The sequence below is a fragment of the Methylobacterium sp. J-118 genome (genome assembly GCF_057836565.1).
Genome location: NZ_JBYQFA010000001.1, coordinates 3,952,232 through 3,974,553, shown reverse-complemented (window position 1 = coordinate 3,974,553; position 22,322 = coordinate 3,952,232). Strand labels below are relative to the sequence as shown.

General features: G+C 69.5%; 22 protein-coding genes and 1 pseudogene. 10 read left to right on the top strand and 13 right to left on the bottom strand.

Translation table 11 applies throughout. The annotated features are described in order from the left end of the window. Nucleotides 1–12: 12 nt before the first annotated feature. Nucleotides 13–1,323, bottom strand: a complete 1,311-nt coding sequence (locus tag AC3IF3_RS19305; protein WP_489229937.1) for an ABC transporter substrate-binding protein — start codon at nt 1,321–1,323, stop codon at nt 13–15. Between the two features lie 79 nt (nt 1,324–1,402). After that, nucleotides 1,403–2,464: an ABC transporter ATP-binding protein gene (locus AC3IF3_RS19300; RefSeq protein ID WP_489229936.1), complete on the bottom strand. Its 1,062-nt coding sequence runs from the start codon at nt 2,462–2,464 to the stop codon at nt 1,403–1,405. Between the two features lie 253 nt (nt 2,465–2,717). Here AC3IF3_RS19300 and AC3IF3_RS19295 point away from each other — a divergent pair, with 253 nt between their 5' ends. Genes AC3IF3_RS19295 through AC3IF3_RS19285 form a run of 3 tightly spaced genes read left to right on the top strand, consistent with a single transcriptional unit; the run spans nt 2,718 to nt 5,663 of the window. Beyond that, nucleotides 2,718–3,911 carry a fumarylacetoacetate hydrolase family protein gene (locus AC3IF3_RS19295; RefSeq protein ID WP_489229935.1) on the top strand — a complete coding sequence of 398 codons (1,194 nt, stop codon included), beginning with the start codon at nt 2,718–2,720 and terminating at the stop codon, nt 3,909–3,911. Nucleotides 3,912–3,969: 58 nt separating this feature from the next. Continuing rightward, a complete protein-coding gene (locus tag AC3IF3_RS19290; protein ID WP_489229934.1) occupies nt 3,970–5,337 on the top strand; it encodes an FAD-binding oxidoreductase in 1,368 nt (455 codons plus the stop codon). Nucleotides 5,338–5,348: 11 nt separating this feature from the next. Continuing rightward, entirely contained in the window at nt 5,349–5,663 is a 315-nt protein-coding gene (locus AC3IF3_RS19285; protein WP_409564920.1) for a DUF167 domain-containing protein, read from the top strand. Nucleotides 5,664–5,716: 53 nt separating this feature from the next. On the opposite strand, the pseudogene AC3IF3_RS19280 reads toward AC3IF3_RS19285, so the two are convergent. The 5 genes and pseudogenes from AC3IF3_RS19280 to AC3IF3_RS19260 form a co-directional block, all read right to left on the bottom strand. Beyond that, nucleotides 5,717–5,935: pseudogene (locus tag AC3IF3_RS19280) on the bottom strand (PIN domain-containing protein); the annotation flags it as partial. A gap of 36 nt (nt 5,936–5,971) precedes the next feature. After that, nucleotides 5,972–6,118: a hypothetical protein gene (locus AC3IF3_RS19275; protein ID WP_489231387.1), complete on the bottom strand. Its 147-nt coding sequence runs from the start codon at nt 6,116–6,118 to the stop codon at nt 5,972–5,974. Beyond that, a complete protein-coding gene (locus AC3IF3_RS19270) occupies nt 6,051–6,326 on the bottom strand; it encodes an antitoxin (protein WP_489220377.1) in 276 nt (91 codons plus the stop codon). The genes AC3IF3_RS19275 and AC3IF3_RS19270 overlap by 68 nt, the downstream gene beginning before the upstream one ends. Before the next feature lie 76 nt (nt 6,327–6,402). Next, nucleotides 6,403–7,332 (bottom strand): 3,5-dioxohexanoate:acetyl-CoA acetone transferase, encoded by a 930-nt coding sequence (kce, locus tag AC3IF3_RS19265; protein ID WP_489229933.1) that lies wholly within the window; start codon nt 7,330–7,332, stop codon nt 6,403–6,405. A gap of 2 nt (nt 7,333–7,334) precedes the next feature. Further along, nucleotides 7,335–8,258 (bottom strand): 3-hydroxyacyl-CoA dehydrogenase, encoded by a 924-nt coding sequence (locus AC3IF3_RS19260; RefSeq protein WP_489229932.1) that lies wholly within the window; start codon nt 8,256–8,258, stop codon nt 7,335–7,337. A gap of 99 nt (nt 8,259–8,357) precedes the next feature. Here AC3IF3_RS19260 and AC3IF3_RS19255 point away from each other — a divergent pair, with 99 nt between their 5' ends. The 4 genes from AC3IF3_RS19255 to AC3IF3_RS19240 all read left to right on the top strand — a co-directional run bounded on the left by AC3IF3_RS19255 (nt 8,358) and on the right by AC3IF3_RS19240 (nt 13,660). Continuing rightward, entirely contained in the window at nt 8,358–9,071 is a 714-nt protein-coding gene (locus AC3IF3_RS19255) for a GntR family transcriptional regulator (RefSeq protein WP_489229931.1), read from the top strand. A 2-nt stretch (nt 9,072–9,073) separates the two neighbouring features. Then, on the top strand, nt 9,074–9,841 hold the full coding sequence (locus AC3IF3_RS19250; protein ID WP_489229930.1) for an SDR family oxidoreductase: 768 nt from the start codon (nt 9,074–9,076) through the stop codon (nt 9,839–9,841). Nucleotides 9,842–9,968: 127 nt separating this feature from the next. After that, on the top strand, nt 9,969–12,920 hold the full coding sequence (locus AC3IF3_RS19245) for an FAD-binding and (Fe-S)-binding domain-containing protein (protein ID WP_489229929.1): 2,952 nt from the start codon (nt 9,969–9,971) through the stop codon (nt 12,918–12,920). 59 nt (nt 12,921–12,979) lie between these two features. Further along, nucleotides 12,980–13,660, top strand: a complete 681-nt coding sequence (locus tag AC3IF3_RS19240) for a GntR family transcriptional regulator (RefSeq protein WP_489229928.1) — start codon at nt 12,980–12,982, stop codon at nt 13,658–13,660. A 63-nt stretch (nt 13,661–13,723) separates the two neighbouring features. Here AC3IF3_RS19240 and AC3IF3_RS19235 read toward each other — a convergent pair whose 3' ends face one another. After that, nucleotides 13,724–14,377 (bottom strand): GntR family transcriptional regulator, encoded by a 654-nt coding sequence (locus AC3IF3_RS19235; protein WP_489229927.1) that lies wholly within the window; start codon nt 14,375–14,377, stop codon nt 13,724–13,726. Nucleotides 14,378–14,556: 179 nt separating this feature from the next. Between AC3IF3_RS19235 and dctP the strand changes: the two genes are divergently transcribed. Genes dctP through AC3IF3_RS19220 form a run of 3 tightly spaced genes read left to right on the top strand, consistent with a single transcriptional unit; the run spans nt 14,557 to nt 17,617 of the window. Next, a complete protein-coding gene (gene dctP / locus AC3IF3_RS19230) occupies nt 14,557–15,579 on the top strand; it encodes a TRAP transporter substrate-binding protein DctP (protein ID WP_489229926.1) in 1,023 nt (340 codons plus the stop codon). Then, nucleotides 15,576–16,268, top strand: coding sequence for a TRAP transporter small permease (locus AC3IF3_RS19225; RefSeq protein WP_489229925.1), 693 nt, complete (start codon nt 15,576–15,578; stop codon nt 16,266–16,268). Before dctP ends, AC3IF3_RS19225 begins: the two co-directional genes overlap by 4 nt. Continuing rightward, a complete protein-coding gene (locus tag AC3IF3_RS19220; protein WP_489229924.1) occupies nt 16,265–17,617 on the top strand; it encodes a TRAP transporter large permease in 1,353 nt (450 codons plus the stop codon). Before AC3IF3_RS19225 ends, AC3IF3_RS19220 begins: the two co-directional genes overlap by 4 nt. A 231-nt stretch (nt 17,618–17,848) precedes the next feature. Here the strand turns inward: AC3IF3_RS19220 and AC3IF3_RS19215 are convergent, their stop codons facing one another. The 5 genes from AC3IF3_RS19215 to AC3IF3_RS19195 form a co-directional block, all read right to left on the bottom strand. After that, nucleotides 17,849–18,484: a PIN domain-containing protein gene (locus AC3IF3_RS19215; RefSeq protein ID WP_489229923.1), complete on the bottom strand. Its 636-nt coding sequence runs from the start codon at nt 18,482–18,484 to the stop codon at nt 17,849–17,851. Continuing rightward, on the bottom strand, nt 18,481–18,624 hold the full coding sequence (locus AC3IF3_RS19210) for a hypothetical protein (RefSeq protein ID WP_243973920.1): 144 nt from the start codon (nt 18,622–18,624) through the stop codon (nt 18,481–18,483). Before AC3IF3_RS19210 ends, AC3IF3_RS19215 begins: the two co-directional genes overlap by 4 nt. Before the next feature lie 173 nt (nt 18,625–18,797). Then, nucleotides 18,798–19,610 (bottom strand): enoyl-CoA hydratase/isomerase family protein, encoded by an 813-nt coding sequence (locus AC3IF3_RS19205; protein ID WP_489229922.1) that lies wholly within the window; start codon nt 19,608–19,610, stop codon nt 18,798–18,800. 23 nt (nt 19,611–19,633) lie between these two features. Then, entirely contained in the window at nt 19,634–20,854 is a 1,221-nt protein-coding gene (locus AC3IF3_RS19200) for a CaiB/BaiF CoA transferase family protein (protein ID WP_489229921.1), read from the bottom strand. A 6-nt stretch (nt 20,855–20,860) separates the two neighbouring features. Beyond that, nucleotides 20,861–22,153, bottom strand: a complete 1,293-nt coding sequence (locus AC3IF3_RS19195) for an MFS transporter (protein ID WP_489229920.1) — start codon at nt 22,151–22,153, stop codon at nt 20,861–20,863. Between the last annotated feature and the right edge of the window lie 169 nt (nt 22,154–22,322).

The window sequence follows — 22,322 nt, the reverse complement described above, 5'->3', positions numbered from 1 at the left end:
CGCGCGGGGGGATCAGGTGTTCCGGAAGATGCGCTGGGCGGCGCGCTCGGCGTTGCGGATGGCGCCCTTCACGTCCTCGCGGCCGGTGCAGTGGCTCGCGAACATGTCGACCACCACGAAGTCGGCCAGCACCGCGGCGATGCGCTCGCTCACCGGCGCTTGTCCGCCCGCCGCGAGGGATCGCCGGCCCGCCTCGGCGAAGACCGCGTTCTTCGGGTCGCTCGTCCAGATCGGGTTCTTAGGATAGTTCGACAGCGGCTCGCACAGGTAGCCCTGCGCGGCCTCCAGCCAGGGATTGTAGTTCTGCGCCTCCATCATGAAGGCGATGAAGGCCTTGCAGGCGTTGGGCGCCTTCGAATACTTGAAGGCCAGGATCGGATAGGCGAGCTGGAACTCGGTCGGCTTGCCCACCGGGCCGACCGGCCAGACCGCGTGGTCCATATCCTCGGCGAGCTTCGGATTGTCCTTCTTGGCAGCGGCGTAGATTGAGATGCCGTTGTTGGTCAGATACAGATCGCCGGCCAGGAACGCCTTGTTGTTCGACGAATCGTTCCACGACACGGTGCCCGGCACGAACGTTTCGTACAGGGATTTCACGTATTCGAGCGCCTTAGCGGTCTCGGGCGCGTTGATCACGATCTTCTCGTTGGCGTCCACGAGATTGCCGCCATGGGCCCAGAGCGCCCAGTGGCACCACGTGTTGCCGTCGCCGGTGGCGTGTCCGAGGGCGAAGCCGGCCGGGGTGTTGTTCTTCTTCAAGCCCCGGCAGAGGTCGAGAAAGCCCGCCGTATCCGTGGGAAATTTGCTGAACCCGGCCTTGTTCATCGCCGAGATGCGGTAGTTGGGATATCCGCCGTTGAAGGCGACCGGGATGGCGATCCACTGACCCTTGACCTTGCCGTAGGCCTCCGCCGACGGGAACCAGGGGCCGTATTTCTTGGCGAGCGAGGCCGCCACGTCCTCCAGCGGCAGACACTTGTCCGGGAACAGCGCCGGAAACGAGAACAGCCCCCAGACCATGTCGGGCCCCTGCCCGGTATTGGCCGCCACAGAGGCCTTGGGCTGAATGTCGTCGTAGGATTCGTTGCTGACCGTGATCTTGACGCCGGTCGCCTGGGTGAAGGCATCGACCATCTTCAGGAAGGCCTCGTCCTCGCTCGGCACGAAGCGCTTCCAGCGGAGCAGCGACAGGCTGGCCCCGGGCTCGGGCTTCCACTCGGCGTCCTGCGCCCAGGCCTTGGCGAAGCCGAGGAGGTCCCCGCCGGCGGCGAGGCCGGTCGCGGCGGCGCCGGCGAGCAGGGAACGGCGATCGAGAACGGGCATCGGCGGCTTCTCCCTGGGTGATCCTGTCCGGCGGCCGCGCGCGGCGTCCCGCCCTCTCATCCTGTGGCGCTCAGGTCGGTCAGCTCGACAGACGATGCCCGGTCGCGGCGTCGAAGAAATGCACCCGGTTCGGGCGCAGCGAGACGGTCTCCCCCGGCCGTTCGGTCACGCGCTCCCGGAGCACGCAGGTGAGATCCTGGCCGACCGCGCGCACCGCCAGCATGGTCTCCGAGCCGGTGGGCTCTACGACCACCACCTCGGCGGCGATTCCGTCCGGGGCGAGATCGAAATGCTCGGGCCGTACGCCCAGGACGAGCGGCCTGCCCTCCACACCGGCCGGCGCGTCGTCTAGCGGGACCGTCAGGCCCGTATCGGTGACGAAGGTCAGGCGGCCGTTCGCCCGGATCCTCCCGGGCAGGAAGTTCATCGCCGGGGAGCCGATGAAACCCGCCACAAACAGATTGTCGGGCCGGTCGTAGAGGTCGAGCGGTGCCCCGATCTGCTCGACGATGCCGTCGTGCATCACCACGATCCGGTCGGCCATGGTCATGGCCTCGATCTGATCGTGGGTGACGTAAATGGTCGTGGTCTTCAGCCGCTGGTGAAGCTCCTTGATCTCGGTGCGCATGGCCACGCGCAGCTTCGCGTCAAGATTCGAGAGTGGCTCGTCGAACAGGAACACCTGCGGGTCGCGGACGATCGCCCGCCCCATCGCCACGCGCTGGCGCTGCCCGCCGGAGAGCTGGCGCGGATAGCGGTCGAGCAGATGCGTGAGCCCGAGGATCTGTGCGGCCCTGTTGACCCGCAGGTCGATCTCGGCGGCGGGCGCCTTCCGGATCCGCATCGAGAACGCCATGTTCTCGCGGACCGTGAGGTGCGGATAGAGCGCGTAGTTCTGGAACACCATCGCGATGTCCCGCTCCTTGGGCGGCACATCGTTCACGATCCGCTCGCCGATGCGGATCTCGCCGCCGGAAATGTTTTCGAGTCCGGCGATCATCCGCAGCAGGGTCGATTTCCCGCAGCCCGACGGGCCGACCAGGATCACGAATTCACCGTCCCTTATGTCGACGGACACGCCGTGCAGGACATTCGTCGATCCGAAAGCCTTGCGAACCTCGCGGATCCCCACCGAGGCCATGCTTCCTCCCGATCAGGGCCACTCTGTCGGCGGCTCTATCGCGCCAGTACAGGGGAGCGAGGGCGGGAAAGCAAGCCGTAACCTTCACGATCCCGCAGAATGCCCTGCTTCTGTCAGCCGAGATCCCGAAACCGGTGACGGCCCCGCCGGCGTGAAACGTCCGGCAAGCTCCGGACACCCCCGGGAATGCTAGAGCGGGCGCGGCACGCGCTCGGGGAAAGCCGCGGCCCGTCGTCAGGGGAAAGGGAGCACCATGTCGTCATCCGGTCTCACCGCGCACGCGATCCTGCCCGCGGATGGCTGCCGCGGCGCGCTCGTCGGCCGGGTGTGGCGCCCGGCGGCGCAGGGCCCGAGCGTCGTGGCGATTCGCGCCGGCGCGTCGGGGGAGGCGCGGGTGGTCGACGTCACGGCCCGGCTGCCGACCGTGAGCGACCTGTGCGAAGTGCCGGATCCCGCTGCGGCGCTGCGCGGCGCGGCGGGCGAGGATCTCGGCGGCCTCGACGCGATCCTCGCCAACACGCCGCCGGACACCCGCGATCCGGGCCGGCCGTGGCTCCTCGCCCCGGTCGATCTCCAGGCCCTCAAGGCGGCGGGCGTCACCTTCGCCACCTCCATGCTGGAGCGGGTCATCGAGGAGCGGGCCCGCGGCGACCTCGCCGCCGCCGCGGCGATCCGCGCGGAGGTCAAGCGCCTCGTCGGCCGCGACCTGCGCAAGTTGAAGCCCGGCTCTTCCGAGGCGATGGCCCTCAAGGCGGTGCTCGTCGCACAGGGTGCCTGGAGCCAGTACCTCGAGGTCGGCATCGGGCCGGATGCGGAGATCTTCACCAAAGCGCAGCCGCTCTCGGCGGTGGGCTGCGGCGCGGATGCGGGGCTGCATCCGGACTCGCAGTGGAACAACCCCGAGCCGGAAATCGCCCTCGCGGTCGCGTCCGATCAGCGGATCGTCGGGGCGACGCTCGCCAACGACGTCAACCTGCGCGATTTCGAGGGGCGGTCGGCGCTGCTCCTCGGCAAGGCCAAGGACAACAACGCCTCCTGCGCCCTCGGGCCGTTCCTGCGCTTGTTCGACGACACGTTCGACCTCGACAGCGTCCGCCGCACCACCGTCACCCTGGAGGTGACCGGCGCGGACGGGTTCCGCATGGAGGGCACCTCGCCGCTCGCCGAGATCAGCCGCGATCCGGACGAGCTGGTGGCCGCCCTGATGGGCCGCACGCACCATTATCCGGACGGCGCCCTGCTGCTCCTCGGCACGATGTTCGCGCCGATCCAGGACCGGCACGGGCCGGGCCTCGGCTTCACCCATGTCGAGAACGACCGGGTCGTGGTGGCGAGCCCGGAACTCGGCAGCCTCGTCAACCGCATGCGCCCGTGCGACGCCTGCGCGCCGTGGACCTTCGGCGCCCGGGCCTTGATGCGCAACCTCGCGGCGCGCGGATTTCTGTAACAGAGCGACGGGCGGAGCCCCGCCCGACCCGGTGCCCGAGCCTGCCGAGAGGATGCCGATGACGAACGCCGCCCTCCTCGACCGCCTCGCCGCGCTGGTCGGACCGTCCGGCCTCGTCACCGGCGAGGAGCTGCGCGGGCGCTCGGCGAACTGGACGCGGCCGACCGAGCCCTGCGCCGCCCTGGCGCTGGTTCGTCCGCGCAGCACCGCCGAGACCAGCGCGGTCATGGCGGCCTGCCACGCGGCGGGGATCGCGGTGGTGCCGCGGGGCGGCGCCACGGGCTTGGTCGACGGCACCCTCTGCGCGCCCGACGAGATCACCCTCTCGACGGAGCGGATGACCGGCATCGAGCCGGTGGACCCGCTGGGCATGACCGTGGTGGTCGGCACCGGCGCCACCATCGAGAGCGTGCAGGACGCCGCCGCGGCGGGCGGCCTGTTCTTCCCCCTGGATCTCGGTGCCCGCGGCTCGGCGACGATCGGCGGCGCGATCTCCACCAATGCCGGCGGCCTGCGGGTGCTGCGCTACGGCATGACGCGCGAGATGGTGCTGGGCCTCGAAGCCGTGCTGGCTGATGGCACAGTGGTCTCGTCCATGCGCCCGCTGATCAAGAACAACACCGGCCTCGACCTGAAGCAGCTCTTCATCGGCACCGAGGGGACGCTGGGCATCGTCACGCGGGCAGTGCTGCGGCTGCGCCCGGAGCCCGCCGGCTACGCCACGGCGCTGATCGCCTGCCCGGGGGTCGACGACGGCGCCCGGGTGCTGCGTGCGGCCCAGAGCGCCTTCCAGGGTCGGGTCTCGTCCTTCGAGGGGCTGTGGCCCGAATTCTATAAACTGATGACCGCTCCCGGCCGGGCCAAGGCGCCGCTGGGCTACGCGTATCCGTTCTACGCGATCATCGAGGTCGAGTGCGTGCCCGAGGAATCCGACCGCTTCCTCGGCCTGCTGGAGGGCCTGATGGGCGACGGCACGATCCTCGACGCGGCCGTGGCCTCGTCCGAGGAGCAGCGCCGCGGGATGTGGCGCATCCGCGACCGGGTCGAACACCTCAACGCCGACGGGATCGAGCGCGCCTTCGACGTCAGCGTGCCGCTCGCCAAGATGGACGGCTACGTCCGCGGCGCGCTGGACCGCCTCGCCGCGATCCCCGGCTGCCGCGCCGTGGTCTACGGCCATATCGGCGACAACAACCTGCACTGGAACACGACCCGCCTCGACGCCGGCGGCAACGCCTTGATCGACGCCGCGATCTACGCGCCGCTCGCCGAGCTGAACGGCTCGGTCTCGGCGGAGCACGGGATCGGCCTGGAGAAGCGGGGCAAGCTGCCGCTCTCGCGCTCGCCGGAGGAGATCGGCGCGATGCGGCTCATCAAGCGGGCGCTCGATCCGGACAACCGGCTGAATCCGGGCAAGATCTTCTGAAGGCGCTGGCGGTGGCGCGACGACCGCCGGAGCCGGCGGCCAAACCGCTGCGGTTGACCGTCAGGCTGACCCCGCGCGGCGGCCGCGACGCGGTGGAGGGATGGATCCGCGATGCGGACGGCGCGCCCTGCCTCAAGGTGCGCGTCGCGGCCCCGCCCGTCGACGGGGCGGCCAACACGGCCCTCGAACGGCTGATCGCGGATGCCCTCGGGGTCGCGGGCGGCGCAGTCAGGATCGTCGCCGGCCACCAGGGGCGGGTGAAGCGCCTGGATATTGCGGGCATCCACGATGATGCCCTCGCCAGGGCTTTCGGCGAGCCGACGTAGGCCGGCGTGCGGCGACGCGCCTGCACCACGCCGCCGGTCACAGGCGGCTCGAGTCAATTCTGGCATTCAAGCCCCGGCACCCGGCGGAATGCGTCGTGGTTCGCGCTGACCAGCCGCAGGTTCGAGGCCGGGCATTGGGCGGCAATCAGGAGATCATTCGGTCCGATCGGCGTGTCCCGCTTCTCCAAGACCGCGCGTATCGCGCCGTACTGGTGATCCGCCGGACTTGTCAGGGGCACGATCGGGATGGTCGCGAGGACCGTTCTGGCGCGATCCGCAACAGCCTTGGACCCTTTCCACGCAACACCCTACCGGATCTCGGCCGGCACAACGTTGCGCGTACAAATGTTGGCCGTGGGCCCGTCGAGCCTCGTGGCGACCGGGCCGTCACGTCCGCGGTTGATGAGATCCGACAGGATGTCGGTATCGAGCAGATCGTGAATCAGACCGCTCAAAGGACAACGTCCTCGGCGTTGAGTCCGGGATCGCGTCCAACGTGTCTTCGGGCGAAAGCGGTTCCAGCGAGGCGATGAGGACCACAAGCCCGAGTCTCGGCCGGAGGACCAGGCTGCCGCCGGCTGGCCGCGAGACCGCCACCTCGTCGCCAGGCCGTTCGAACGCCTTCGGAATCCGAACGGTCGGGCTGCGGTTATTCCTGACCACTTTCGCGATGCGTTCCACCGCTCCCTCCCGGCATATGCCGGCGCTCGCGGCCTCGGAAGCGCGCGTCAAGCGCCCCTTAGAACGCCACCTTGTCGCCGCCCTTCAGCGTCAGCATCTCTCGCGCCTCGTCGGGGGACGCGATGGCCAGGCCGAGCCTCTCGATGATCGAGCGGACGCGCCGCACCTGCGCCGCGTTGGTCTCGGCGAGCTTGCCGGGGCCGTCCCACAGGCTGTCCTCCAGCCCGACGCGGACGTTTCCACCCATCGCGGCCGCCATAGCGGCGATGTTCATCTGGTTGCGGCCCGCTCCCAGCACCGACCAGCGGTATTGATCGCCGAACAGCCGGTCGGCGGTGCGCTTCATGTGCATCACGTCGTCGGGATGGGCGCCGATCCCGCCTTGAAGCCCGAACACGGTCTGGATGAACAGCGGCGCCTGTACGAGCCCGCGGTCGAAAAAGTATTTCAGGTTGTAGAGATGGGCCGTATCATAGCACTCGAACTCGAACCTCGTCCCGTTCGGGCCGCAGGTGGTCAGGATGTGCTCGATCTGCCCGAACGTGTTGCGGAAGATGATGTCCTTGTTGCCGAGGTAATCCCTCTCCCATTGGTGCTTCAGGTCCTTGAAGCGATCGAGCATGCCGAACAGGCCGAAATTCATCGAGCCGAGGTTCAGCGAGGCGACCTCGGGCTGGAAGGTCGCGGCTGGACGCACCCGCTCCTCGATCGACATGGTCGGCGCGCCGCCGGTGGTGATGTTCACCACGCAGGATGAGCGCTGCTTGATCACCGGCAGGAACTTGGCGAAGGCCTCCGGCGACTGGTCCGGCTGGCCGGTCTCCGGGTCGCGGGCATGGAGATGCACGATGGCCGCGCCGGCCTCGGCGGCGCCGATGGCGGCGTCGGCGATCTCCTCGGGCGTCACGGGCAGGTGCGGCGACATGCTGGGCGTGTGGATCGCGCCCGTCACCGCGCAGGTGATGATGACTTTCCGCTGGGTCGCCATGCTCAGTCCCTCTGCTGCATCTTGTGGGCGCGGAGCGCCGCGAGTTTTGCGTCCCGGCGCCCCATGCGGGCGGGCAGGTCGCCGGGCGCCGGCCAATGCGCCAGGATCGCCGCGGTGGCGTCCACCGCGTAGACCGAGGGGGGCGCCGGATCGGCCGCGAGGCGCTTGTAGAAGTCGGTATAGCGGGCGCAGTAGTCGGCGATCCCGCCCGGCGCGTTCAGCTCGATGGTCTCGAACGGCCCCATGAAGCTCCAGCGCAGGCCGAGCCCGTCCGAGACGGTCTTGTCGAGGTCCTGCGGGGTCACGTAGCCCTCCGCGGCGAGGCGGAAGGCCTCCGCCAGCAGGGCCCCCTGAAGCCGGTTGAGGATGAAGCCCTCGATCTCCTTGAGCACGGTGATCGGTACCTGGCCGATCGCCTCGTAGACCGCCCGCGCCCGGGCCAGGGCCTCCGGCGCGGTCCAGGGGGCGCCGGAGATCTCCACCAGCGGGATCAGATGCGGCGGGTTCACCGGATGGCCGATCAGGCAGCGCCCGCGGCCGGGCAACCCTTCCGTGAACAGCGAGCAGCGGATCGCCGAGGAGGACGAGGCGATGACCGCCTCCCCCGGCGCCAGCGCGTCCAGCTTGGCGAACAGGGCCTGCCTCACGTCAAGCCGTTCCGGCCCGTTCTCCTGGACGAAGCCGACGCCGTCGAGGCATTCCGAGAGGGACGCGACGGCCCGGATCCGTCGCCCGGCCGTCTCCGGGTCGGAACAGAGCCCGTGCGCCGCCAGCGTGTGCAGCCCCTCGACGCAGAGCGGGATCGCACGCGGGGCCACGTCGTCGGCGGCGTCGAACAGGCGCACATCCCACCCGGCGCGGGCGAAGATCATCGCCCAAGCCCGCCCGATCAGGCCGGCGCCCACGATCGCGACGCTCTCGGTCATGACAGCCCTCCCAGGACCCCGCCGAACGGCGTTGGCGCGCCACGTGCTGTGATCACAGATCACTATCGGCACCGCGCGGGTTTCGTCTAGTCTCCGATCATGGACTCACCGGCGGCCCTGGCCGATCTCCCGCAGCTGGAACGCCAGACCCTGTCGGGCACCGCCTACGCGGCGCTGTCGGACCTGCTCGCCTCCGGGCGGCTCGCCCCCGGCGACCGGCTGTCCCTGCGCCGGAGTGCGGCGGCGTTCGGCGTCTCGGTGATGCCGGTCCGGGAGGCAGTGAGCCGCCTCGTGGCCGAGGGCGTGCTGGAGGTGTCACCGGCGCGGGCCATTCGGGTGCCGATCATGAGTGCCGGTGCGTTCCGGGCGCTCGCCGAGACGCGCATCGCCGTGGAGGGGATCGCGGCGGCCCGATCTGCGGAGCGCCGGACCGAGACCGAACTCGACGCGATCCGGCGAGCCGAGGCGGCGTTCCGGGCCGAGGCCGAATCACCGCACGCCGACGTGTCCAAGGCCGTCCAACGCAATCGCGACCTGCATTTCGCGATCTACGGCGCCTGCGGGCTCGCCCCCCTGCGGGAGATCATCGGCCGCCTCTGGCTGAAGGCGGGCCCGGTCATCAATCTGGACCTGCGCGGCTGCCCGGAGCGGCTGCGCCAGGGTTTTGCGCTCCGGCGGCATGCCGAGGCGCTGGCCGCCATCGCGGCGCGGGACGGCCCGGCGGCTGCCGCCGCCATCGCGGCGGACATCCGCGAGGCGGCTGATTTCATCCTGTCCCGCGGCGGCCTGCGGGACGTGCACGGGGAGGAGTGACCATGGATCTCGGTATCGCCGGCCTGCGGGTTCTGATCACGGCGGGCGCCGCGGGGATCGGGCGGGCGCTCGTCGACGCGTTTCTGGAGGAAGGCGCCCAAGTCTTCGCCTGCGACATCGACCCGGAGGCGCTGGACGGGCTGCCGGCGAATGTCGGCCGCTGCCGCACCGACGTGGCCGACCGGGACGCCGTCGCGGCGATGATGACGGCGGCGGTCGCGCATCTCGGCGGCCTCGATGTGCTCATCAACAATGCCGGCATCGCCGGACCGACCGGCCGGGTGGAGGAGATCGCCCCCGAGGCGTGGGATCAGTGCCTCACCGTGTGCCTGACCAGCCAGTTCAATTGCGCCCGGCTCGCGGTGCCGCATCTGCGGCAGAGCGCCAACGCCTCGATCGTCAACCTGTCCTCGGCCGCCGGCAAGTTCGGCTTCGCCCTGCGCAGCCCCTACGCGGCGGCCAAATGGGGGGTGATCGGCTTCACCAAATCGCTGGCCATCGAACTCGGTGGGGACGGGATCCGGGTGAACGCGATCCTGCCCGGACTCGTCGCCGGCGATCGCCAGCGGCGGGTGCTGGAGGCGAAGGCGCAGCAGCAGGGAACGAGCTTTTCCGAGATGGAGGCGCGCGCCTTCTCGTTCGTGTCGGTCAAGGATTACGTCACCGCCCGCCAGCTTGCCGACCAGATCCTGCTCCTCTGCTCGCCCCGCGGCCGGACCATCTCGGGCCAGGCGATCTCGATCGATGGTGACACGCGGATGTTGTCCTGAATGCACGACCGCGACGGCCAAAGCCCGCGCCGGAATCGCGCAGGCGTGCGAAGGCGATTCCCGAACGGCTGAATTTTGAATACAATCAGCCGCAGGTGGAATCGAACCACCCCGGGAGGACGCGGCCGTGACGGGAACGAGGGCGCAGATCGCGACGGCGCCGCGCGCGGCGGCGCGCCTGGATGCCGGCCTGGCGCGCCGGCTGGCCGAGCAACTGCAGGGTGAGGCGCGCTTCGACGCCCTCACCCGTGGCCGCTACAGCACCGACGCGTCGATCTATCAGATCATGCCGGCGGGCGTGGTTTTGCCGCGCTCGGCGGCCGACATTGCCGCCACCCTGCGGATCGCCGCCGATTACGGCGCGCCGGTGATCCTGCGCGGCGGTGGCACATCTCAGAACGGCCAGCCGATCGGCTCCGGCCTCGTGGTCGATTGCGCCCGGCATTTCAACGGCGTGCTGGCCTACGATCCGGAGGCCGGCACGATCACGGTCGAGCCCGGCATGGTCCTGGAGCGCTTGAACGCCCGTGTGAAGGCCGACGGATGGTTCTTCCCCGTGGAGCCGTCCACGGCCACCCGCTGCACCATCGGCGGCATGGCCGGCAACAATTCCTGCGGCGCCCGCTCCCTGCGCTACGGCAAGATGAGCGACAACGTCCTCGCCCTGGAGGCGCTGCTGCACGACGGCGAGGCCTTCGGCTTCGGGCTCACCGGCAATGCCGGATCGGGGGTGACCGGTTCGGGCCGGATTCAGGCCCTGGCCGAGCGCATGCGCGCCCTCGCCGACGGGCACCGGGACGAGATCGCGGCGCGCTACCCGAAGGTGCAGCGCCGCGTGGGCGGCTACAATCTCGACGCGCTGGTCGAGGCGCGGCCCAACCTCGCGCACCTGCTGGTGGGGTCCGAGGGGACCCTCGCGGCGACCACCGCGGTGACGCTGAAGCTGTCGCGCCTCCCGGCACACCGGGTGATGGGGGTCTGCCATTTCCCGTCCTTCCGGGCCGCCATGGAGACCACGCGGCATATCGTGGCCCTGGACCCGGTGGCGGTCGAGCTGGTGGACAACAACGTCCTGGTGCTCGGGGCCGACATTCCCCTGTTCCGCACAACCCTGGCCGACATCACCCGGGGCCGGCCGAACTGCCTGCTGCTCACGGAATTCGCCGGCGACGACCGCGCCGCCCTCACCCGCGACCTGAAGCGGCTGACCGCCTGCATGGCCGATCACGGCTATCCCGACGCGGTCGTGGAGGTCGTGGAGCCGGCCCGCCAGAAATCGGTCTGGGAGGTCCGCGAGGCCTGCCTCAACATCATGATGTCGATGAAGGGCGACGCGAAGCCGGTCTCGTTCATCGAGGATTGCGCGGTGCCGTTGGAGCATCTCGCCGATTACACGGACGCGGTCACGGAGGTCTTCACCAAGCACGGCACCCGCGGGACATGGTACGCGCACGCCTCGGTGGGCTGCCTGCACGTGCGCCCGATCCTGAACATGAAGGACGGCGGCGACGTGCGCCGGATGCGCGCCATCGCGGAGGAGACCTCCGAACTGGTGCGCCGGTACAAGGGCTCCTATTCCGGCGAGCACGGCGACGGCATCTCGCGCTCCGAATACATCGCGCCCCTGTTCGGGCCGATCCTGGCCCGGGCCTTCGAGACGGTTAAGGACGATTTCGATCCGGAAAACCGGCTCAATCCCGGCAAGATCGTCCGGCCGCTGATTATGGACGACCGGTCGCTGTTCCGGTTCAAGCCCGACTACGCCGCGACGCAGCCGGTAAAGACCGCCCTCGACTGGTCGGACTGGGGCGGCTTCGGCGCCGCCGTGGAGATGTGCAACAACAACGGGACCTGCCGGAAGCTCGTCGGCGGGGCCATGTGCCCGTCCTATCGGGTGACCCGCGAGGAGCAGCACCTGACCCGGGGCCGCGCCAATTCCCTGCGCCTGGCGATCTCGGGGCAGCTCGGCGCGGACGCCTTCACCAGCCCGGAGATGAAGCGGACCCTCGATCTCTGCGTCTCCTGCAAAGCCTGCCGGCGGGAATGCCCCACCGGCGTCGACATGGCCAAGATGAAGATCGAGTTCCTGCACCATTACCACGCCCGGCACGGGCTGCCGCTGCGCGAGCGCCTGATCGCCCTGATGCCGCTCTACGCCGGGGCCGCCGCCCGGCTCGCGCCGCTCCTCAACCTGCGCGATCGACTCCCCGCGCTCGCCAGGCTGTCGGAGCGGGTGGCCGGGCTGTCGGCCAGGCGCTCGCTGCCGCGCTGGCGCCGGCCCTGGCGCGAGCAGGGCGAGGCCGCCCATCCGGGCGACGTCGCCGGGGACTTCCGCGACGTGATCCTGTTCGGCGACACCTTCAACCGCGCCTTCGAGCGGGAGAATCTGGAGGCCGCCGAGCGCGTGCTGCGGGCCGCGGGCTATCGCCTGCACCGCGTCTTCCCGGCGCGCGGCCGGCGCCCGCTCTGCTGCGGCCGGACCTGGCTCGCCTCCGGCCAGACCGACCGGGCCCGGCAGGAGGCCCGGCGGACCCTCGACACGCTGCTGCCCTTCGTCCGGGCCGGGGCGCGGCTGGTCGGCCTGGAGCCGTCCTGCCTCCTCACCTTCCGGGACGAATTCGCGACGCTCCTGCCCGGCGCCGACGCGGCCCTGCTGGCCCGGCAATCCGTGCTGATCGAGGAGCTGCTGGCCGCCGATCTCGCCGCCGGGCGGATCGAACTCCCGCTGGCGCATCAGGGTGGCCGCGTGGCCCATCTGCACGGGCATTGCCACCAGAAGTCCTTCGGCCTGATGGGCTCGGTGGAGACGGTCCTGCGGTCGGTGCCCGGTCTCGACCTGCGGGTGATCGAGTCGAGCTGCTGCGGCATGGCCGGGGCCTTCGGGTACCGGCCGGAATCGATCGAGACGTCCTTCGCCATGGCCGAACTGTCGCTGTTCCCGGCGCTGCGTGCGGCGGCCCCGGGCGATCTCGTGGTGGCCGATGGCACGAGCTGCCGACATCAGATCCACGACGGGCTGGGTATTCAGGCGGAACATGTGGTCCGCGTTCTGGATCGAGCGCTCGTGCCTCGACACTGAATTGCCGGACACCTACACATGGACAGCGGGTCGCTCAGACCTGCCCGTGTCGGGGGACCATGAACAAGATCGAACCCGGGATCGGCATCAGCCGCCGTTATCTTCACGACGAAGTGGCGGATCGGATGCGCGAATTGATCCGGTCCGGCGAGATGGAGCCGAAGGCGCGGATCAACGAGGGCGAATTGACGGAGCGCTTCGGCATCTCGCGGACGCCCCTGCGCGAGGCGATCAAGATCCTGGCCACGGAAGGCCTCCTCGAACTGCTCCCGAACCGCGGCGCGCGGGTCGCCAGCATCTCCGACACCGAGCTGGAGGAGATGATGGAGGTGATCGCCGGCCTCGAGGCGACGGCAGGCGACCTGGCCTGCCGCACGATCGGCGATGGCGAGATCGACGCCATCGCGGTCGATCACGAGGCGATGGTGGCGGCCTGGAAGGCGGGCGACGAGGCGGGCTATTTCAGCCACAACCGCCGGATCCACGAAGCCATCATGGCGGCCAGCCGGAACGCGGTGCTGGCGAACATCTACGAGAGCCTGTCCGGCCGGATCCAGCGCTCGCGCTACTCGGCCCATCAGACCCCGGATCAATGGGCCCGCGCGGTCTCCGAGCATGAACGCATGATCGCGCTGCTCCGGACGCGGGACGGCACCGCGCTGGCGACCCTCATGCGCGAACACATCCGGGGCAAGAAGCCGGTGATCGCGGCCAATTACGGGGCGGTCGAGGCCGTCTGACGGCGCCAGGCCGGACGGACACCGCGGGACTCCCACGCGCATGCGGTGCAGGCGCGGTCCGGATCAGGCGGCATTCGGCGCTCGCAAGCCGGCGACGAGATCGGTGAAGCGGTCACCCTGCACGAGGACGTGGTTGCGCAGCGCCTCGGCAGCCTGCGATGCGTCGCCAGCCACGATGGCGGCCACGATCGCCTCGTGCTCGGCCAGGGATTGCGGCAGGCGCTGACGCACCCGCAGTTGCAGGCGGCGATACGGGGCCAGCCGACGGTGCAGCGACAGCGCCTGATCGGCCAGGAAGGCGTTGTGGCTCGCCCGATACACGACGGTGTGGAACACGTAATTCTCGGCGTAGTAGGCCTCCGCATCCGCCTCCGCCATGGCGGCACGGCAGCCCGACAGGGCGTCCTGGAGGGCGGTGGCATCGTCGGGGGTGAAGCGCCGGGCCGCGAGCCGTCCGCAGGCCGCCTCGATCTCCGCCATGGTCTCGAACATGGCGAGCAGCAGGTGCGGCTCCGGCGCGCTCACGATCGCCCCCCGGCGCGGCTTCGTCTGGACGAGCCCGGTGACGGCCAGTTGCAGCAGCGCTTCCCGGATCGGCGTGCGCGATACGCCGAACCGCGTCGCGAGCTGATTCTCGTCGAGTCGAGCCCCGAGGGCGAGTTCCCCCGAGACGATCTCGTCCTCGATCCGCTGCTTCAGACGCTGGGCGTGGCTCATCCTTCCGTTTCCCCTCCCCAGCGGAGCAGCCGGACGCGCAGCGGCTGCCCGGCGGACGCCGATAGACGTATGCTTGTGGATTGACAAAGTATACATGGATGTTCTTCATGCATACACGGTGTCGTGTTTGTGCGACGCACAAAAACATCGCCGCGATGCTTGCGGTGCGGGAGAGCCACATGACGCTGACTCGTCGTTCGCTGATCGCGACTACTCTCGCGACACCTGCCATCCTGCGGTTCGGCCTGGGATCGGCGCTGGCGGCGACCACGCTGAAGCTGTCGCACCAGTTCCCGGGCGGGACCATCGAGGACGGTGACTTCCGCGACCGCATGTGCCGGAAGTTCGCTCAGACGGTGGCCGAGCGCTCGAAGGGCGCCCTCGAAGTCCAGGTCTATCCCGGGTCGTCGCTGATGAAGACGAACGCCCAGTTCGGCGCGATGCGCAAGGGCGCCCTCGACATGTCGCTGTATCCGAGCCCCTACGCCGGCGGCGAGGTTCCGGAACTGAACATCGGCCTGATGCCGGCCCTCGTGACCTCCTATCCCCAGGCGCTGTCCTGGAAGTCGGCGCCGGTGGGGCGCAAGCTCGCCGAGATCCTCGACGCCAAGGGGATCGTTCTGGTCTCCTGGGTCTGGCAGGCCGGGGGCGTCGCCAGCCGCGAGCGGCCCCTCGTCTCGCCGGCCGATGCCAGGGGCATGAAGGTCCGCGGCGGATCGCGGGAGATGGACATGATGATGAAGGAGGCGGGCGCCGCCACCCTCTCCATCCCGTCGAACGAATCCTACGCGGCGATGCAGACCGGGGCCTGCGATGCGGTGATCACCTCCTCGACGAGCCTGATCTCCTTCCGCCTGGAGGAACTGTCCAAGGCGCTGACCTCGGGGCGCGAGCGGTCGTACTGGTTCATGCTCGAACCGATCATGATGTCGAAGATCGTGTTCTCCGGTCTGCCGAAGGACCAGCAGGACCTGATCCTGGCGGTGGGCGGCGAACTCGAAGCCTTCGGGCAGGCGGGCGCCAAGGAGGACGACACCCGCGTCGAGGAGATCTTCTCGAAGGCCGGCGCCAAGGTCTCGCAGCTCGACGAGACCTCGCTCGGCCAGTGGCGCGAATTGGCCAAGACCACCGCCTGGAAGGATTATGCCGGCCGGAACGCCAATTGCGCCGAGCTGCTGAAGCTCGCGGAGCAGGTCGCGTGAGCCACGCTTTCGACGCGGCCACGGCGGGACCGGAGGCGCGCGCCGCCGATGCGCCACGCGTGCCCGGCCTGCTCGGCCTGTTCGACCGCACGATGGGGGTGCTGAACCGGGTCATCCTTGGGCTCGGCGGCCTCTGCCTCGTCGGCGCCTGCCTCGTGCTCACCCACAGCGTCGTCGTCCGCTACGTGCTGAAGGAGCCGACGGAGTGGCAGGACGAGATGGCGGTGTTCCTGATCATCGGGGCCACCTTCCTGTCGGCCGCCGGCGTCCAGGCCAAGCGCGGACACGTGGCGATCGAGGCGCTGACCGGCCTGCTGTCGCCGGCGGTCAACCGGGTCCGGCTGCTGTTCGCCGACATGGTCAGCCTCGCCTTCTGCCTGTTCTTCGCCTGGAAGAGCTGGTCGCTCGACCACGAGGCCTGGGTCGACGGCCAGACCTCACAATCGACCTGGGGTCCGCCGCTCTGGATCCCCTACACCCTCATGGCGGTCGGCATGAGTCTCCTGTGCCTGCAACTGGCGCTCCAGATCGCCGAGGCCCTGGCCTACGGCCCGCGGGCCGCCGGATGGGCCAAGCCCAAGATCGGTCTCGGGGCCGACATCAACCGCGACATGCACGACGCCCCCGCGGTCTCACCCCGGGGGCCCGATCCGATGGGGCAGACTCTGACCGCGAAGGTCGAGCGATGAGCACGGCGGCGATCGGCGTCCTCTACGCGGGCGCCACCCTCGGGGCGATGCTCGCGGGCATCCCCATCGCGTTCGCGTTGGGCTTCGTCGCCCTCGCCTTCATGGTGGCGTTCATGCCGGGCGCCTCCCTCGATACGGTGGCGCAGAACGTCTACGAGGAGATGGCCTCGATCACGCTGCTGTCGATCCCGCTGTTCATCCTCAAGGGCGCGGCGATCGGGCGGTCCCGGGCCGGCCAGGATCTCTACTCGGCCATGCATGCCTGGATGCACCGCATCCCCGGCGGCCTCGGCATCGCCAACGTCTTCGCCTGCGCGCTGTTCGCCGCCATGGCGGGCTCGAGCCCGGCCACCTGCTCGGCGATCGGCTCGGCGGGCATCCCGGAGATGCGCAAGCGCGGCTACTCGCCGGGCTTCGCCGCCGGGATCATCGCGGCCGGCGGCACCCTCGGGATCCTGCTTCCGCCCTCGATCACCATGATCCTGTACGCGGTCGCCTCCGAGCAGTCGCTCGGCCGCCTGTTCCTGGCCGGGATCGGGCCGGGGCTGCTGCTCGTGAGCCTGTTCGCGGCGTGGGCGATGGTCCGCTTCCGCTCGGAATACGCGGCGGCCAAGACGGCCCTGGAGCGCGGCGGGCCGGCCTCCCCGATCCTGGCGGACGACCAGTACAGCATGGCGCAGCGCTTCTCGACGCTGCCCCGGGTGCTGCCCTTCGTGATCCTGCTGACCGGCGTGATGGTGGCCCTCTACGGCGGCTACGCCACGCCCTCGGAGACGGCGGGCCTCGGCGGATTGCTGGCGCTCGCGCTGATCGCCGCGATCTACGGCGTCTGGCGGTTCCGGGACGTCAGCCCGATCCTGATCGCGACGCTGCGCGAATCAACCATGCTGATGCTGATCATCGGCATGTCGCTGCTCTACGCCTACGTGATGAGCTACCTGCACATCTCGCAATCGGCGGCGTCGGCGATCGTCGCCATGCAGCTGTCGCCGTGGCTGCTGCTGGTCACGATCCTGGCGCTGGTGATCGTACTCGGCTTCTTCCTGCCGCCGGTCTCGATCATCCTGATGACCGCGCCGATCATTCTGCCGCCGCTGAAGGCCGCGGGCTTCGACCTCCTGTGGTTCGGCGTGGTGATGACCATCACTATGGAGATGGGTCTGATCCACCCGCCGGTGGGGCTCAACATCTTCGTCATCAAGAACATCGCCCCGGACATCCCGCTCTCGGACATCATCTGGGGCACCCTGCCCTTCGTGCTGCTGATGGCGGTGGCGATCCTGATCCTGTGCCTGGTGCCGGGCATCGCCCTGTGGCTGCCGGACTGGCTCCTCGCCAGCACGCGTTAGCGCGACGGCTGTCCGAGGGCAGACCCACACGATCCGCGGCGGCCTTGATGCTGCGGATCGCGGACGGCCTCATGGCCGCGCTGGCCGGGGCCGTTTGGGTCGATGACCAGCAGGGGTATGGGTGATCGGCGACTTGCGAGGGTCACACGTCGTGTCGCGACGTGACGCGGCTTTGCGGTGATATCCGGGCCGCATAGCCGATCCATCGCGGCGATCGGCCAGAGCGGATGGTCAAGGATAGCGTTGCCGCAGAGAGGCCAGATCTGGCCAAAAGTCGGCGGCGAGCCACGCGACAGCATCGATCGGGTGAGCCACGGCAAGCGAAACCCCATCGACCCGCTCGTGGAGCAGGACGAAGAGCTGGCGGGTGATCCCATTCGTCCGGGTGACAAGCTGCGTCTCACGGCGTTCGGTATCGTTTGTCAGGAAGTCCGCCAGATTATCGGTGACCAAAAGATTCACGCGATCAGCCATGCAGAAGGCCAGCACGCCCGCATCCTCGCGATCCCTCATGGCGAGTTGATCGCGCCCGGCCGTGAGCAAGGCCGGATCGAGCTTCTCCGGGCCGACCCGCATCAGTCCATCGATCGCCTGGGGAAACCCTTCGGCAAGGTGGTCCGGCAATCCGAGCCGCTTCAATACGTGTTCCAGGGTGCCGAGCATTTCCTGCGACACCATCAGTTGAAGTGGGATGGTCCCTGCGGCACCGGCCTGAACCATCGCGACGAGGCGCATAGGCACCGTGCCGACGCGGCCTTGTTGGAGAGCCAGCAGGTAGGCGATCCAAACATTCACATCCAGGCAGACACGCAGAACCGCGCGCCGCGGTTCTCGACCGCCGGCGGCAGAACCGGCGCTTGCCGTCACGTCCTGGCGGTTGCGAGCGCGGTGGCCACCTCAAGCATCTCAAGGTCGCTCATGGCTTCGGTGCCCGGTGCCAGCGGCCCGGCGGCAGCGATCAGACCGGCAATGCGCTCGAAATCCCGCCGTGCGGTCTCGGCCCTCACGACAGCCTCCGGCACGTGCTTCCGCCCGGCGGTCTTGCGCTCGCCAGTCTTGGTCGATCGGGTACGGGGGAACGTGGAGACCGCCATCGCCAAAGGGCCGCTTCTCGGTGCGCCTATCTAACTTAGCCTCACGCCGCGCCACCTTCAACTTATTGGTGGCGGCGGCGCCATGCTCAGCGCCCGGTCCAGGCCGGGGAGCGCTTGCCGAGGAAGGCCTCCATGCCCTCGCGGAAATCCTGGCTCATGTAGCACATCAGGATCAGGTCATCGCCCGGATGCGGCGCCCCGTCGGCGGCGGGTTCCTCCTCGGCGAGCCGGCGCAGCCCCTCCTTGGTGGCCTGCATGGTCAACGGCGCGTGCCCGGCCAGCAGCTGCGCCAGGGTATCGACCCGCTCGGTGAGCGCCGTGCGGTCGTCGACCACCTCGCCCACGAGGCCGATAGCCAGGGCCTCCTCGGCCCCGACGAGGCGGGCGGTGAAGATGATGTCCTTGACCCGGGCCGGTCCGATCAGCCCGGAGAGCCGCTTGAGGTTGCCCAGGCTGAGGCAATTGCCCAGCGTCCGGGCGATCGGGAAGCCGAAGCGGGCGTCCCGGGTGGCGATCCGCAGGTCGCAGGCCGCCGCGATGGCGGCCCCTCCCCCGGTGCAGGCCCCGGCGATCGCCGCGATGGTCGGCACGCGCAGGCGCTCCAGGGTGCCGAGCACCCGGTCCATGAACCGCTCGTAGCCCAGCGCGTCCTCGGCGGTGTTGAAGCTGCGGAACTGGGCGATGTCGGTGCCGGCCGCGAAGGCCTTGTCGCCGGCGCCGGTGATGATCAGCGCCTTGACGGCCGGGTCCGCGGAGATCGCGTCGCAGCAGGTGATCAGGCCCTGGTACATCGCGAAGGTCATCGCGTTGCGGGCCTGGGGCCGGTTCAGCACGATCCGGGCGATGCCGGCCTCGTCCGTGGTGAACAGAAGCTCGTCGGTGGCGGGCGTGGCATTCATCGCTGATCCTCCGGGTCGCCGGCTCAAGCCACGGTCTCGCGAACCACGCCCCGGTCGATCAGGCCGTCGATCTCGGAGGCGGTATAACCGGCCTCCGCCAGGATCGCCCGGGAATGCTCGCCGAGCAACGGCGCCGGGCCATGGACCCGGCCCGGGGTCTCCGAAAACTTCACCGGCAGGCCCAGCGTCTTCATCCGCCCGACCCGCGGGTGATCGACCTCGACCACCATGGCGCGGGCCAGCGTCTGCGGATCCCGGTGCATGGCGTTGACGTCGAGCACCGGGCCGGCCGGGACGCCGCCGGCCTCCAGGCGTACCAGCCAGACCTCCGAGGTTTCCGCGGAAAAAATCGGCGCGAGCGTGGCGGCGAGGTCGTGGCGGTTCGCCATCCGGTCCCGGTTGAGGGCGAAGCGCGGATCCTCGGCCAGGGCCTCGGCGCCGATCGCCTTGAGGAGGCGCAGCCAGTTGGTCTGGTTGGCCGCCCCGATGGTGATCCAGCCGTCCGCGGTCTCGAAGGCCTCGTAGGGCGCGTTCAGCGGATGGGCCGAGCCCATCGGCCCGGGGGCGATCCCGGTGGCCATGGCGATGGCCGACTGCCAGTAGGTGTGGGTGATCCCGGCCTCGAACAGCGAGGTATCGACCGCCTGCCCCTGCCCGGTCCGGAGCCGGTTGACGTAGGCCGCCAGCACGCCCATCGCGGCCAGGATCCCGGCGGTGATGTCGGTCACCGGCGGCCCGCACTTCATCGGCGGCCGGCCCGGGCCCTCCCCGGTCACCGACATCAGCCCGCTCATGCCCTGGGCGACGAGATCGAATCCGGCGCGGTCGGCGTAGGGTCCCGTGCGGCCGAAGCCCGAGAGCGAGCAGTAGACGAGCGCCGGAAAGTCCTGCTTCAGGGTCTCGTAGCCGAGGCCGAGGCGCTCCATGGTGCCGCCGCGATAATTCTCGATCAGCGCGTCCGCACCCCCGAGCAGGCGGCGCAGGACAGCCACCCCGTCCGGGTCCTTCAGGTCCAGGCTGATCCCGCGCTTGCCGCGGTTCATCATCATGTAGGCGGCGCTCTCGCCCTCCAGGGCGGGCGGGACGGTGCGGCGGGTATCGTCGCCGTCCATCTTCTCGACCTTGATCACCTCCGCGCCCATGTCGGCGAGCATCAGCCCGCAGACCGGGCCGGCCATGATATGCGCGAGCTCGATCACCCGCATGCCGGCGAGCGGGCCGGACCGTCCATCAGGCGCCATCATCGGATCCTACTCCGCGGCCGTCACGGTCACCACGGGCGCAACCGGCCCGGTGGCGGGCTCGGCGAATTCCCGCTCGGGATGCATCGTGAAGGCGAGACCGGCGCCGAGCAGGCACAGGCCGATCGAACCGATGAACGGCAGGGTCCAACTCCCCGTCAGATCGACGATGAGGCCGAAGACGATCGGCGAGACGATCGCCGCCACGGCCGAGCCGGTGTTCATGAGGCCGCTCGCCGTGCCGGCATATTTCGGCGCGATGTCCATGGGTACCGACCAGATCGGCCCGATCACGAGTTCGGCGAAGAAGAAGCCCGAGGACAGGAGCAGGGCGACCAGGGTAAGGTCCCGGGTGAGGAACACGCCTGCGAGGCTCGCGGCGGCGCCGAGGAAGCCGACCACGATCACCGACAGCCGGGCGAGCTTCACCTTGCCGGTACGGTGCAGGATCCAGTCGCTCATCACGCCGCCGACCGTATCGCCGATGACGCCGGCGAAGAACACGCCCGAGGCGAACAGGGCCGAGTTCTTCAGGTCGAGGCTGTAGTTCTCCTTGAAGAAGCTCGGCAGCCAGCCGAGGAACAGCCACAGGGTCCAGCCGTAGCAGAAATACGTGACCGTCACCGGCAGCATGCGCCGGGTCAGGGCGCCCCAGGGCACGGATTGCTTGGCGCCGACCTTGCGGGGCGGGGGCAGCGTGTCGAGTTCCGCGCGGGTGATCGCGGGATGATCCGAGGGATCGTCGCGGAAATAGAGGTACCAGATCGCCACCCAGATGAAGCTGGCGACGCCGAGGATCACGAAGCTCGTCCGCCAACCGAAGTGATAGATCAGGAAGGCGACGATCGGCGGCGCCACCGCGTTGCCGAGGCGGCTGAAGGCGTGGGTAATCCCCTGCGCGAAGCCGCGCCGGCCGGGCGCCGTCCAATTCTGCATGGCGCGCGTGGCGGTCGGGAAGGTTGCGCCCTCACCGAAGCCCAGGAGCACCCGCGCCAGGAACAGGCTGAGGACACCGCCGACGAGGCCGGTCAGGATGGTGGCCACCGCCCAGATGACGCCGCAGGCCAGCAGCGTGCGCCGGGCGCCGAACTTGTCGCCGACCGAACCGCCGATCACCTGGAAGATCGCGTAGGGATACGCGAAGGCCGAGAGGATGAAGCCGAAATCGGTCTTCGACATGCCGAAATCGCGCATGATCTCGGCGCCGGCGGTCGCGATGTTCACCCGGTCCAGGTAGGTGATGAAATACATCACGCACAGCAAGCCGAGCACGCCGTTCGTGGCGCTGATGCGCTTCGACATCGACCGTCCCTCCACAGATAGCGCCGCGTCTCGCGGTCGCCCGGCGCCTTGGCCGCAGGGCCGGACGCTCTCTCGTAATGCATTATTCAAACGCGTTACGCTGGGGAAGGCAACGCCCAAACATCCTCTGAGCGGGCCAATCTCCACTGTTGCACGGAAACGGGGGTGT

Bases quoted from the DNA above. Each gene is read 5' to 3' on its own strand.
- AC3IF3_RS19205 (WP_489229922.1), bottom strand. From the start codon at position 19,610: ATGAATGCCACGCCCGCCACCGACGAGCTTCTGTTCACCACGGACGAG.
- AC3IF3_RS19220 (WP_489229924.1), top strand. From the start codon at position 16,265: ATGAGCACGGCGGCGATCGGCGTCCTCTACGCGGGCGCCACCCTCGGG.
- kce (WP_489229933.1), bottom strand. From the start codon at position 7,332: ATGGCGACCCAGCGGAAAGTCATCATCACCTGCGCGGTGACGGGCGCG.
- AC3IF3_RS19250 (WP_489229930.1), top strand. From the start codon at position 9,074: ATGGATCTCGGTATCGCCGGCCTGCGGGTTCTGATCACGGCGGGCGCC.
- AC3IF3_RS19255 (WP_489229931.1), top strand. From the start codon at position 8,358: ATGGACTCACCGGCGGCCCTGGCCGATCTCCCGCAGCTGGAACGCCAG.
- AC3IF3_RS19305 (WP_489229937.1), bottom strand. From the start codon at position 1,323: ATGCCCGTTCTCGATCGCCGTTCCCTGCTCGCCGGCGCCGCCGCGACC.
- AC3IF3_RS19195 (WP_489229920.1), bottom strand. From the start codon at position 22,153: ATGTCGAAGCGCATCAGCGCCACGAACGGCGTGCTCGGCTTGCTGTGC.
- AC3IF3_RS19240 (WP_489229928.1), top strand. From the start codon at position 12,980: ATGAACAAGATCGAACCCGGGATCGGCATCAGCCGCCGTTATCTTCAC.
- AC3IF3_RS19260 (WP_489229932.1), bottom strand. From the start codon at position 8,258: ATGACCGAGAGCGTCGCGATCGTGGGCGCCGGCCTGATCGGGCGGGCT.
- AC3IF3_RS19290 (WP_489229934.1), top strand. From the start codon at position 3,970: ATGACGAACGCCGCCCTCCTCGACCGCCTCGCCGCGCTGGTCGGACCG.
- AC3IF3_RS19300 (WP_489229936.1), bottom strand. From the start codon at position 2,464: ATGGCCTCGGTGGGGATCCGCGAGGTTCGCAAGGCTTTCGGATCGACG.
- AC3IF3_RS19295 (WP_489229935.1), top strand. From the start codon at position 2,718: ATGTCGTCATCCGGTCTCACCGCGCACGCGATCCTGCCCGCGGATGGC.
- AC3IF3_RS19200 (WP_489229921.1), bottom strand. From the start codon at position 20,854: ATGATGGCGCCTGATGGACGGTCCGGCCCGCTCGCCGGCATGCGGGTG.
- AC3IF3_RS19235 (WP_489229927.1), bottom strand. From the start codon at position 14,377: ATGAGCCACGCCCAGCGTCTGAAGCAGCGGATCGAGGACGAGATCGTC.
- dctP (WP_489229926.1), top strand. From the start codon at position 14,557: ATGACGCTGACTCGTCGTTCGCTGATCGCGACTACTCTCGCGACACCT.